We start from the raw sequence: 12,297 nt of genomic DNA on the forward strand, positions 1-12,297 counted from the left end.
CAGCCAGCGACGCCTCTGTTCCCTCCGGTATGCCCATACCACAACAACGAGCCCTCAGACTGGAAGCGACGGGTTGTTTCCCGGCAGGCCCTAACTCCGTGGTCTTGCAAGTACTCACCGGGGTTCTCTTCGACGCCGTGCAGATCCCCGTTGAAGTGATCTGTTCCCAAGTCGGCTCGGCCGACCGGGACGCCGTCGAGGCAGTCTTCCGGCGGGCTGGGATCGACAGCGCGGTCATCGCCCAACCTCCGTACGGCTGGTACTACGCCCTGGTTCCCCCGGGAACCGCGCGCTGGTGGAACGCGCCCTGTGAATGCTTCGGGTCCTCGCACAGCATCGCCGTACCCGCACCTCACCGTGCGGACCCGCCCGGCGTCCACTGGCTCCTGACCCCTCCGGCCGATGCTGCGTCGCTCTGCGATCCGGAACGTGTGCGGAAGGTGATGATCTCTCACTCAACTCCGTAGCGGGTCGTCGCGCCACCCCTGTCCGGGGGTGGCGCGGGATATTCGAAAGGAATATTCATAACTCGACGGCGCTTGTGACGCTCACCGCGTCACGCCTGGTAAGAGCCCCGGCTGGCCTCAACCGCAGCTTGCCGGGGCCCTCCGGGTTCCTGCGGCGACGGTCACGGGCGGCGACGGTGGCCGCAGAGGGATCACGGAGGAGGGGAACCTTGAACGACGAGGGACCACGGTGTCATCTGATGACCCGGGAACAGGGGACACGCCTTTTCCTCGCGAGCCATGACTTGGAGGAGGCGCGGGCGGCCGACCTCGCGGAATTGGACGTGATGTCCCTCATCGTGCTGGTGGAGCGTCTCCGAGGATCCCTCGACGACATCATCCGTCTTGTGGCTGAACTCACGGCGCAGTGAGTCACTGTGGGCTCTGAGCGGCGTCAACTTCGGGGAGTCACCAGTACCTCTAACCGGGGTTATTTCCCGACGACAGCGTCGTCATGGTCGCGCTCCACGGCGCACGCGGCCGCTTCGGGGGCAGGCTCAGGCTCGGCATTCCCCACACCAGCGAGGAATGGCCCGAGATCTGCGACCAACTCGCGGAGACCCTCGTGACCGGAAGCAACAAGCGCGGAGCCCGCCCCGACGGCGTCGTCCTCTTCCTCTGCCAGGACCCGGCCCCGGGCGAGACGGCGCGGGAGGTGATGGAGCGACTGCGCCCGCTCGCCCGGTCATTGCGCGACGCGTGCGGCAGGTTCGCCATGCCCGTGCACGAGGCGCTGTGCATCTCCGACCGCCGCTTCTGGTCCTACTGCTGTCCCGACCCGCGCTGCTGCCCCGCGGACGGCACCCCCCTCGCAACCCCCGGCACCTCGGTCATGGCGGCGGCCGCCACCTACGCCGGCATGGAGATGCGCGGCTCCCTCAGCCAGTTGGAAGCGCGATTCGCGCCCCTCACCGGAGCCCGTGCCGAGGAGCAGACGCAGGCGCTGGACGCCGCGGCGATGGCCCTGGTGCCCCGCATCCTCCGCGGCGCCGACTGCGAGACCGTGCGTCGGGAAACGCTGGACCTGGTCCGGTCGGTCATGGGCAGGTTCCACGAGACCGCCGCGCCCGGCGGCCGGCCGGAAGCCGACGCCCGCGACGACACCCTCCTCACCGCTCAGGAAGCAGCGGCGATCATCATCGGGTTGCAGGACCGCGTCACGCGGGACCGCGCCGCGGAGTGGATGGAGGGCCCCGACGTACCGGCCGCGCTGCGGCTCTGGCGCGCCCTCGCCCGCCGCTGCGTGCCTCCCTACGCCGAGCACGCCGCCGCCCCCGTCACCCTGGCGGGCTGGGTCGCCTGGTCGGCCGGCGACAAACTCGAAGCCCGGGTCGCCCTGGGACGGGCCCTCCGCCTCGATCCGGAATACCTCTTCGCCCAGCTCCTCCACCGGGCCTGCAACGAGGGCCTCGATCCCGAACCCCTGCGCCGTTGCCTGCGCGCGGAGCAGGCCGACCGCGCGCTGCGCCAAGCCGTCGAGGACGAGGAGAGCAGGGGAATCGCCGCAGAGGCCGGGGCGGACGCTCCGTCCGGACCCGGGGCGACGCGACGCCGGAGCAGGGCGGGAAGGCCGGCAGCGAACACCCGGCCCGGCGGACCGACCGGTCCCGCCGGAAGGGCGCGCACCCGGCGGGCAGGGGGACAGCAGGGCGCCCGCAGCGGCCAGGACCGCCCCCAGTGACCCCCGCGACAAAGGAGGTGCGTGGCCCGCACCGTGACTTCGGCGGGCCCGGCGCCGTTCATCCGGGTGGCCGCAAACGCTGCCCGTCGACCCGGCCCATGACACCCGCAGGGGAGTGCAGACAAGTGCAAGGCATCGTCCCCCATGGTCAGCCGACCCGTCGCCCCGCACCGCCCCCACGCACCGGCGCACCCCGTGCGCACGGCCCACAGCCCGTCCACTCGGCGCTCATCTGCGTAGCGCTGCCTGCCCTCGCCATCTCCGGCGAGCACGGGCAGATGACCGGCCAGGGCCTCGACGGGTTCTACCGGGGCGGCAGGCGACTCCTCTCCCGATGCCTTGTGCGGGTAGGGGGCTCCGAGCCACTGCCCGTGCAGGGGCGGCTGCTCACCGCCGACCGCGCCCGCTTCGTGGGGACGGTGCGCACCGCCGCCGACTCCGGACCCGATCCGGCCGTCACCGTCGAACGGCTGCGCACGGCAGAGGGGGTCGAGCGCATCGTCCTGCGCAGCACCGCCGCCCGCCCCCTGAGCCTCCGGGTGGAGGTGTCGCTGGGCACCGACCTGGCCGAACTGGGCGCGGCAGCGGCGGGCCTGACCGGAGCCGAGGTCCCCGCCGCCGTGCACGCCTCCGGGCTGCGGTGGTCGGCGCCCGGCTCCCAGTCGTCGGTCATGGCCGACCCCCCGCCGGACGACACCCTGGCCTCCGCGGGCCTGCTGTGCTGGGACGTCGACATGGCCCCGGGAAGCAGCCGGAGCATCGAGCTGCGGGTGCTCGCGGAGCAGCACGGCGTGACGCGCTCGCCCGAGGCGTCGGCATCCTGGGGCAGAACGGGCGCGGCTTGCTGGGGCGACGCGCAGGCGGACGGGGACGATCCACGGGCTGGGGCCCTGCTCGCCGCCGCCCTGGACGATCTCCGCGCCCTGCTGGTACGCGACCCCGCGTACCCAGGGGACGCCCACCTCGCAGCGGGCGTCCCGTGGCGCTGCGGCCTCGCTCCCGCCGAGGGGCTGTGGGCGGCCCGTATGACGTTGCCGCTCGGAGTCCGGCTGGCAGCGGGCACGCTCCGTACCCTGGCGCGCACCCAGTTCCCCGGACCCGGTCCGGACGGCGGACGTATCCCTGGCGCGCTGCGCCACGCGGGGGCGCACCTGCCCCCGGGGTGCACGGGCATCGAGGCCACCTTGCTGTTCCCCGTCGTGCTTGCCGAGGCCAGGAGGTGGGGACTGCCGGACAGGGAAACGGAAGCGCTGCTGCCTGCCGCCGAGCGGTGCTTGGGGTGGCTGCGCACGGCAGTGGGCGACGACGGGTACCTCGCAGACCCCCTGCCCCGGGGCCCGTACCGCTGCGAAGTGCAGGCCCACGCGCACAGGGCCGCCCTCTTGGGCGCGGAGTTGCTGGAGGCCTATGGCAGGCCCGGAGCCGAGGGCTGGCGGAGCTGGGCGGCCGGACTGCGCCGGCGATTCCGTGAGGACTTCTGGGTGGAGGATCCGGGTGGTGGCCGCCCGGCTGCCGCCCTCACTCCCCAGGGGCAGCGGATACCGCACTTGGGGAGCACCGCCGCGCATCTCCTCGACACGGGCCTGCTCGGAGCCGGAGCTCACGCCCCGGGGCTCCTCGACAAGGTGCAGACCGAGCAACTGGCCCGACTGCTCGGTGGTCCCGCACTCGACTCCGGCTGGGGTTTGCGCAGCCTGGGGGCGAAGGAGCCCGGACACAACCCGTTCGGGCACCGCAGCGGCGCCGTGCGCGTGCACGAGACCGCCGTCGCCGTCTCGGGGCTGGCGGCAGCGGGCTACGAGAGGGAAGCAGGCGCACTGCTGCGGGGCGTGATCGACGCGGCTGACGCCTTCGCCCACCGCCTGCCGGAGATGTACGCGGGGGAGCAGCGCACCACTGGCAGCATGCCCCTGCCGCACCCGGCGGCCTGCCGACCGGCCGCCGTCGCCGCTGCTGGTGCGGTGCAGTTGCTGACCACGCTCGCCGGTGTCTGTCCCGACGTGCCTGCCGGATCCGTGGCGGTCCGGCCGCTGCACACCGCGCCGCTGGGTGCCTTGCGCTTCACCGGGTTGCGCGTCGCCGAGCAGCCGTTCGCCGTACGGATCAGCAGGATGGGACTCGGCATGGTCGAAGAAGCGCCCGACGGTCTGCAGCTCGGAGTGTGAGGGTGACGCGCGTGAGGGCGTCCGAGGGGGCGCGTCCGGTCCGTCCGCAAGACCCTGTTTATCGTCAAGCAGACGACTATGATCGCGTCATGCCCTACGACCCGTCGGCCTTTCCGCCCTTCGCTGTCACTGTCGACCTGGTCGTGCTCACGGTGCGTCGCCACGCCCTGTGCGCTCTGGCCGTTCGCCGTGGCGAGCCCCCGTACCAGGGCCGTTGGGCACTGCCTGGCGGCTTCGTCCGGGGTGACGAAGACCTGGCGACCGCCGCCGCCCGGGAGCTGGCCGAGGAGACGGGGCTGCATGCCCACGACCCGGCGGGGCCCGCATTCGCCAACGCCGCCCATCTCGAACAGCTCGCCACCTACGGCGACCCCAGGCGCGACCCTCGCATGAGGGTGGTCAGCGTGGCGCACCTCGCGCTGGCCCCCGACCTGCCCGCCCCGCGGGCCGGCGGTGACGCGCACAGCGTGCGCTGGGCGCCCGTGGAGGATCTGCTCGACCAAGAGGTCGTGCACGGCCGCGAAGGCGAGCAGGCGGCCCCGCTGGCCTTCGATCACGCCCGTATCCTCGCGGACGGCGTCGAGCGCGCCCGCTCCAAGATCGAGTATTCCTCGCTCGCCACCGCCTTCTGCCCGCAGGAATTCACTGTCGGCGAGCTGCGCCGGGTGTACGAGGCGGTGTGGGGCGTCGTCCTGGACCCGCGCAACTTCCATCGCAAGGTGACGGGTACTCCAGGCTTCCTCGTGCCCACAGGGGGGACGACGACCCGTCAGGGCGGGCGTCCGGCGCAGCTCTTCCGGGCCGGCGGGGCCACGGTGCTCAACCCGCCGATGCTGCGACCGGAGGCGTAGGGGCAGGTCGCTCCCGCGGCGGGACACGGGTGGACAACTGTCGGTATTACGGAGCAATTCCGGCATATCGGGTTACGGTGCTGCCGTACGTCCCAGCGACTTCGCGCGCTGTGCGATCCCCCGGATCCGCTCGATCCCGGGCAGCCCCGGGCCAGTCGCCGGCCGTGCCGCCGAGCCGTCTCACGCCCAGCGGAAGAAGCCATGATCCAGGCCATCGGACTGACGAGCGCCCCGCGCCGCGACCAGCCTCCCGCCGTCGACGACATCACCTTCGAGGCGCGCCCCGGGCGGGTGACCGTCCTCCTCGGTGCGCAAGGCGCGGGCAAGACCAGCACCCTGCGGCTCATGCTGCGGCTCGACCCCGGCCGCGGCGTCGCCCTCTTCCGCGGCCGCACCCTCGACCACGTCGCTCACCCCATGCGGGAGGTCGGGGTTCTCCTCGGCGACGTCCCCGGTCACCCCGCCCGCACCGCCCGGAGCCATCTGCGCATGCTCAGTGCCGCGGCCGGCGTGCCCGTACGCCGCGCCGACGAGGTGCTGGAGGTCGTGGGGCTCACCGGCCTCGCCGGCCAACGTCTCGATGCCTTCTCCCGCGGCATGGACCGCCGTCTGGGCCTCGCCGCCGCGTTGCTCGGTGATCCGCACACCCTGGTCCTCGACGAGCCCGCGCACGAGCTCTCTCCCCGCGAGACCGCGTGGCTCCACGGAGTGCTGCGCGGCTTCGCCGAGCAGGGCGGTGCTGTCCTCGTCACCTCCCGCGACGCCTCCGAGACCGCCCGCATCGCGCATCAGGTCGTCACCATCGACCAGGGGCGCCTCGTCGCCGACCAGGAGGCGGCCGCCTTCGCCCGTACGCGACTCCGCCCCCGCGTCGTGGTGCGCTCGCCGCTCGCGCCCCGTCTCGCCCATCTCCTGGAGGCCGAAGCCGACACCGTGGAGATGCCCCCGGGGAAGCCGCCCATGGAGGTCGTGCACGAGGGCGGCGGCAGGCTGTCGGTCTACGGCAGCAGCTGCGCGGTCGTCGGGGAGGCCGCCTACCGGCACGGCATCCTCGTCCACCGCCTGACCGAGGAGGCGGGTGACACCGGACCTGTGCCCCCCTTGCCGCGTGCCGACGGCCGCCGGGGCAGCTCCGGTCCCGAGGCGGCTCCGCACGAGGCTCCGCACGCTGTCGCGTCCGGTGGAGGGCCGGGGGAGCGCGGCGCCGAGGAAGCGTCCGGCCCGACCGTCCGGCCCGTCATCGTGCCCCGCCCGCTGCCGCGCCTCCCGGCCCCCGACCCCGTCTGGCCCCTGCGGTACGAACTGCGCCGCGCGACCGGGGCCCCGACCGGCTGGATCGTGACGGCCGCCACCCTCGGCGTCTCGCTCCTGGCCGCTGTGCTGCTGGCCCGCACCGGAGCCCCGGAGCCGCGCCTGTTCACCGGTTGGCCGAGCCTGCTGCCCCTGCCGCCGGCGGCGTTCGGCGCCGGGCTCATCGGAGCGCTCTCTTTCGGCCAGGAGTTCCGCTACCCCGCGCTGGCGCCGGACCAGGGCACTGTCCCCCGCCGTCTCGGACTGCTCGGAGCCAAGCTCGCGGTCACCGGCGCGGCCGCCGTGCTCCTCGCGCTCGTCGCGGTGCTGCTCGACGCGGTCGTGGTGCGGTTGCTCTACGGCGACGACGCGGTCGTCGCCCCCGCGGGCTGGGCCGTCGGGCTCGCGGGCTGTGCCTGCCTGGCCCTCGGCTGTGCGTGGGCCGGTCTTCTCGCCGGCGCGCTGTTCCGCTCCACCGCTCTGGGGCTGGTCGCGATGCTGGCGGTGCCGACCCTTGTGATGCCGCTCCTCGGCAGCGTGCTCGCCGAGCCCGCGGCCCGGTCCCTCATCGGGCTCCCGGAGCGGCTGCGCGCGGCGGCAGTCGTCCAGTGGCCGTCCGAGATGGACACCGGAATCTCGGCGGCCCTGGAGCTGGTGTCCCAGCCCGTCGGCTGGGCGCTCGCGCTGTCGCTCGCGGGACTGCTCGGCGCGTACGTCCTCACCGTGTTCCGCGGCAGGCCGAAATGACGGCGCGCGCCCGGGTGTTCACGCCGCCGCGCTCACGCTCCGGAATCCAAGCGGCCGCCAGGCGCCAATGTCGTCACGCTCCGCATTCACGCCACCCCGGAGGGTGCCCGGTTCTGTCCATTTGGGCGTCAATTGTGAGGTAATGGGCGATCACCCTTTCGTGTGCTTTTCACCAAAGACCTCAAGGGACTTCGAGGTGTCGCCGACAAAGGAGGCGTGAGTACCCTTGCGCACACCATGATGACCGCGGCTCGCCCCGCCGACACCGGCCTCACAGGCCCGGGCGAGCTTGACCGTTACCCCTACGCGGAGACCCCAGGGGTCGACCGCCGGGCTTCGCCCGCCTGGGACGGCGAGGCGGAGTTGAGCCGGGCAGGCCGCCGCGCGGCCGGCAGCCGCGGCCGAGGGCTGCACGGCCAGCTCGTCCAGCAGCTCGGCCAGATGATCGTCTCCGGCGATCTGGGAGCCGACCGTCCGCTCGTCCCCGAGGAGATCGGCCAGCGGTTCGAGGTCTCCCGCACCGTCGTCCGCGAGTCCCTGCGCGTCCTCGAGGCCAAGGGCCTGGTCAGCGCCCGCCCCAACGTCGGCACCCGGGTCCGCCCCGTCAGCGACTGGAACCTGCTCGACCCCGACATCATCGAGTGGCGGGCCTTCGGCCCCCAGCGCGAGGACCAGCGCCGCGAGCTCTGCGAGCTCCGCTGGACCATCGAGCCGCTCGCCGCCCGGCTCGCCGCAGGACACGGGCGCGAGGACGTCCAGCAGCGCCTCGCCGACATGGCCGAGATCATGGGCCACGCGCTGGCGCAGGGCGACTCGCTCACCTTCTCGCGCGCCGACGCCGAGTTCCACTCGCTGCTGCTCCAGGTCGCGGGCAACCGCATGCTGGAGCACCTCGCCGGCATCGTCTCCGCCGCCCTGCACGTCTCGGGCGCGCCCTCGGGCGGCTGTGACCGCCCCACGGAGGCGGGCGTGGGGCATCACCTCCGGATCGTCGACGCCGTGGGCGCGGGGGACGCCGCCGGGGCGGAAGCCGCGATGCGGCAACTGCTCGTCGCCCACCCGGACGTCGAGCGCGTGGTGCCGGCCCCTCGCGAGCACTGACCGCGCGGAAGAGCGGAACGGCGCCGGCGGGTCGCACGGACGGGCCGCATGCGCGAGACCGTGCCCACGGCTCGCGCGTACGGCCGCACGTCCGGGTCGCCCGCGCGAGCCGTTGTGGACGAACGGCACATGGCGCCCCCGGAACTCGGGCGGGGGTGCATCGGGGTGTTCTGTCCGCCGAAGTGGCCTTATATCCCTTATGGGGTGTGACTCGGGCCACGAGGATTGGGCGTAACGCTCTTTGAGGCAGTGCGATGACTAAAGAGGTGGCAGCCGCGGAAGGAATACAGGCCTCGTTCGAGGTGCTGAGTCCCTCTGCATTCACCACCCGCGCCGCCGGTTCATCCTTGCCGGCGGTCGTCGGAACCGGATCCTCATCCAGAGAGGGCCGGGACCGAAAGCCGTTTCCATCGTTCCGAGAGGTTGTTCGTGTCGGCCAGCACATCCCGTACGCTCCCGCCGGAGATCGCCGAATCCGAGTCTCTGATGGCGCTCATCGAGCAGGGAAAGGCCGAGGGGCAGATCGCCGGCGACGACGTGCGTCGGGCCTTCGAGGCTGACCAGATTCCGCCAACCCAGTGGAAGAATGTTCTGCGCAGCCTCAACCAGGTCCTCGACGAGGAGGGTGTGACGCTGATGGTCAGTGCCGCCGAGGCGCCCAAGCGCACCCGCAAGAGCGTCGCAGCGAAGAGCCCGGCGAAGCGCACCGCCACCAAGGCCGTGGCGTCCAAGACGGTCACGGCACGCCAGACCGCGTCCGCGACGTCCGCCTCGGACGCGTACGGCGACGGTGACGACGCCGTGGGCTCGCCCGTGAAGAAGGCCGCCACCAAGAAGGCGGCGGCAAAGAAGACGGTGGCCAAGAAGACCGCCGTGAAGAAGACGGCGGCCAAGAAGACCGCCTCCAAGAAGGATGCCGACGAGCTGCTCGAGGACGAGCTCGTCGACGAGACCCCGACCCCGGGCAAGGGCGGCGAGGAAGAGGACGAGACCGGCGAGAACAAGGGCTTCGTCCTGTCCGACGAGGACGAGGACGACGCGCCCGCGCAGCAGGTCGCGGTGGCCGGTGCCACCGCCGACCCGGTCAAGGACTACCTCAAGCAGATCGGCAAGGTCCCCCTCCTCAACGCCGAGCAGGAGGTCGAGCTCGCCAAGCGCATCGAGGCGGGCCTGTTCGCCGAGGACAAGCTGGCGAACTCCGACAAGCTCGCGCCCAAGCTCAAGCGTGAGCTGGAGATCATCGCCGAGGACGGGCGCCGCGCCAAGAACCACCTGCTGGAGGCCAACCTCCGACTCGTGGTCTCCCTGGCCAAGCGCTACACCGGCCGCGGCATGCTCTTCCTGGACCTCATCCAGGAGGGCAACCTCGGTCTGATCCGCGCCGTCGAGAAGTTCGACTACACCAAGGGTTACAAGTTCTCGACGTACGCGACCTGGTGGATCCGCCAGGCCATCACGCGCGCGATGGCCGACCAGGCCCGCACCATCCGTATCCCGGTGCACATGGTCGAGGTCATCAACAAGCTCGCGCGTGTCCAGCGCCAGATGCTCCAGGACCTGGGCCGCGAGCCCACCCCGGAGGAGCTGGCCAAGGAGCTCGACATGACCCCCGAGAAGGTCATCGAGGTCCAGAAGTACGGCCGTGAGCCGATCTCCCTCCACACCCCCCTGGGTGAGGACGGCGACAGCGAGTTCGGTGACCTCATCGAGGACTCCGAGGCGGTCGTGCCCGCCGATGCCGTCAGCTTCACCCTTCTCCAGGAGCAGCTGCACTCCGTCCTGGACACGCTCAGCGAGCGTGAGGCGGGCGTCGTCTCGATGCGCTTCGGTCTCACCGACGGTCAGCCGAAGACCCTCGACGAGATCGGCAAGGTCTACGGGGTGACGCGTGAGCGCATCCGTCAGATCGAGTCGAAGACGATGTCGAAGCTGCGTCACCCGTCCCGCTCCCAGGTCCTGCGCGACTACCTGGACTGACGGACGGACCCGTTCAGCAGGTCCCGAAGGCCCGGCCCTCCCTCGCGGAGGCGCCGGGCCTTCGGGCTTTCCGTAGGGCCGGGCGCGAATTCGGAGTACGCCCGTCCGGCTTCGGGATGCGGTGATCGCCGCGCGGGTTGACCCTGGGTGTGCAAGGAACTCCGCACCGTCAGGAGATCGCATGCGCTCCCTGAGCTATCCGCTGGCCGGCGCCATCGCGCTGCTGCTTGCGGCCCCCGCTCCGGCGGTGGCGGACCGGGGGATCGTCGGCGGACAGTCCGTGCGGGCCTCGGACGCGCCCTGGGCGGTGGCTCTGGCGAGCCGCCAGCGGTTCGGGGCCGCCCGGTCGGGGCAGTTCTGCGGCGGCGTCGTGGTGGGCCCCAGGACGGTCATCACGGCGGCGCACTGCCTGAGCCACGAAGTGCTCGGCATGGACGTGAGCGAGGCGAAGGATCTCCGGATCATCAGCGGCCGGGACGATCTGCGGGGAGTGACCGGCTTCGAGCTGGAGCTCCGCGACACCTGGGTCAACCCGGGGTACGACGCAGGGACCAACGCGGGCGACGTCGCCGTGCTCACCCTGAAGGAGCCGGTGCCCGGGGGCCGGGTCCTCCCTATGGCGCAGTCGGGCGACTCGGTGTACCGGACGGGCACGTCGGCCATGGTCTACGGGTGGGGCGACGTGTACGGCGACGGCACCTACTCGGAGACGCTCCGTACCGCCAAGCTGCTCGTGCTGGACGACGCCCTGTGCGAGCGGGCATACCCGGGGAGCGCGGAGGGTGTCTACCGTCGGGGTTCGATGCTGTGCGGCGGGCTGCCGGACGGAGGCAAGGACGCCTGTCAGGGCGACAGCGGTGGACCGCTGGTCGCGCGGGGGAGACTGATCGGGCTGGTGTCCTGGGGCAGCGGTTGTGCCCAGAAGGGCCATCCAGGGGTCTACACGCGTATCTCCGCGGTCAAGTCACTGGTGGCGGCACGTGTGGCCGAAGGGGCGAAGGAAGCCGCTCCAGCCGCCGCTCAGGCCGTCGAGCCGCCCGTCCGGACGGCAGTCCCGGAGCCGGAGCGCACCGAGCCTCTGGCGCTGCCTACGACGGTTCAGCAACTCGTGTCGCGGGCTGTCCCGAGGGGCCTGCGCCATCACGCCAGGACGCGGCCGGGAAGGCGGCGGTGAGGGCGGTGGAGAGGGCAGGTGGCGTGCGTGCGGACACGAGAGCGGGCGACCTCCCCCGTGGGGGTGGCCGCCCGCCGCTGCCCGGCCCTGGATGGCCGGACCTCGCTCGTCGTCGGATGCGATGTGTCAGCGTTCCATTGCGGACTCAACGGTCCTCGTCGGACGCGGACGCCGGAGTGGCGGTGAGCCGCTCCGTCTCGTCCTGTATCTCCGCGGCGATCTTCTTGAGTTCTGGCTCGAACTTACGCCCGTGGTGGGCGCAGAAGAGCAGTTCGCCGCCGCTCATGAGAACGACGCGCAGGTAAGCCTGAGCGCCGCACCGGTCGCAGCGGTCAGCGGCCGTCAGCGGGCTCGCGGGGGTCAGAACAGTAGTCACGTCGCCTCTTCTCTAGCTCGACGAGCTGTCGTACCAGGGTCAACATCCAACCAGGCCGAAAACGTTCCCGCTCGCGGCTTTTCCTCGAAAGTTCCTTCCGAGTGGGCCAGATCTTGACGGTTGGCGGCGAATGAGCCGTATTGCGTGGGCTTACGGTTTCACGTCGCTGGGGGTCTTTGGTCCTGCCCGGCCGGCTTGCCGGGTTGTTCTTGAGGACGTGCCCGGAGCCTAAATGGTTCATGCCTCCAAGGGAACGTGATGTGCACGTCACTCCATCGAGTCATCGAACGCGTGATCGACTCTGGACTAGCATGGGCATTCCTGCGGGTGGCTGCGCAAAGGCTCTACCAGGCCTCGGTACCCTCTGAACGGCGACCGAGCCATGACCGCGCCCGACCGGGGCCGAAAAAGAAATTCAGCGAGGAGCGA

General features: G+C 71.8%; 7 protein-coding genes and 2 pseudogenes. 8 read left to right on the forward strand and 1 reads right to left on the reverse strand.

Annotation, left to right across the window (positions count from 1 at the left end):
* The first annotated feature begins 676 nt into the window (after positions 1 to 676).
* The 8 genes and pseudogenes from AB0435_RS28010 to AB0435_RS28045 form a co-directional block, all read left to right on the forward strand.
* Positions 677 to 877, forward strand: a complete 201-nt coding sequence (locus AB0435_RS28010) for a hypothetical protein (protein WP_366428233.1) — start codon at positions 677 to 679, stop codon at positions 875 to 877.
* Between the two features lie 65 nt (positions 878 to 942).
* Positions 943 to 2,187: pseudogene (locus AB0435_RS28015) on the forward strand (DUF4192 domain-containing protein); the annotation flags it as partial.
* A gap of 125 nt (positions 2,188 to 2,312) precedes the next feature.
* The gene (locus AB0435_RS28020) at positions 2,313 to 4,352 is read left to right on the forward strand and encodes a glycogen debranching N-terminal domain-containing protein (RefSeq protein WP_366006349.1); all 2,040 of its coding nucleotides are present in this window, start codon (positions 2,313 to 2,315) and stop codon (positions 4,350 to 4,352) included.
* An 89-nt stretch (positions 4,353 to 4,441) separates the two neighbouring features.
* Entirely contained in the window at positions 4,442 to 5,203 is a 762-nt protein-coding gene (locus AB0435_RS28025; RefSeq protein WP_366006350.1) for an NUDIX hydrolase, read from the forward strand.
* A gap of 201 nt (positions 5,204 to 5,404) precedes the next feature.
* On the forward strand, positions 5,405 to 7,240 hold the full coding sequence (locus AB0435_RS28030) for an ATP-binding cassette domain-containing protein (protein WP_366428234.1): 1,836 nt from the start codon (positions 5,405 to 5,407) through the stop codon (positions 7,238 to 7,240).
* Between the two features lie 162 nt (positions 7,241 to 7,402).
* Entirely contained in the window at positions 7,403 to 8,341 is a 939-nt protein-coding gene (locus AB0435_RS28035; protein ID WP_366006352.1) for an FCD domain-containing protein, read from the forward strand.
* A 429-nt stretch (positions 8,342 to 8,770) separates the two neighbouring features.
* Positions 8,771 to 10,318 (forward strand): RNA polymerase sigma factor, encoded by a 1,548-nt coding sequence (locus AB0435_RS28040; RefSeq protein ID WP_366006353.1) that lies wholly within the window; start codon positions 8,771 to 8,773, stop codon positions 10,316 to 10,318.
* 181 nt (positions 10,319 to 10,499) lie between these two features.
* Positions 10,500 to 11,276, forward strand: a pseudogene (locus tag AB0435_RS28045) (serine protease); the annotation flags it as partial.
* A gap of 361 nt (positions 11,277 to 11,637) precedes the next feature.
* On the opposite strand, the gene AB0435_RS28050 reads toward AB0435_RS28045, so the two are convergent.
* A complete protein-coding gene (locus tag AB0435_RS28050) occupies positions 11,638 to 11,868 on the reverse strand; it encodes a hypothetical protein (RefSeq protein ID WP_366006354.1) in 231 nt (76 codons plus the stop codon).
* Positions 11,869 to 12,297 lie beyond the last annotated feature (429 nt).

This window comes from Streptomyces sp. NPDC051173, assembly GCF_040689515.1.
Lineage (GTDB): Bacteria > Actinomycetota > Actinomycetes > Streptomycetales > Streptomycetaceae > Streptomyces.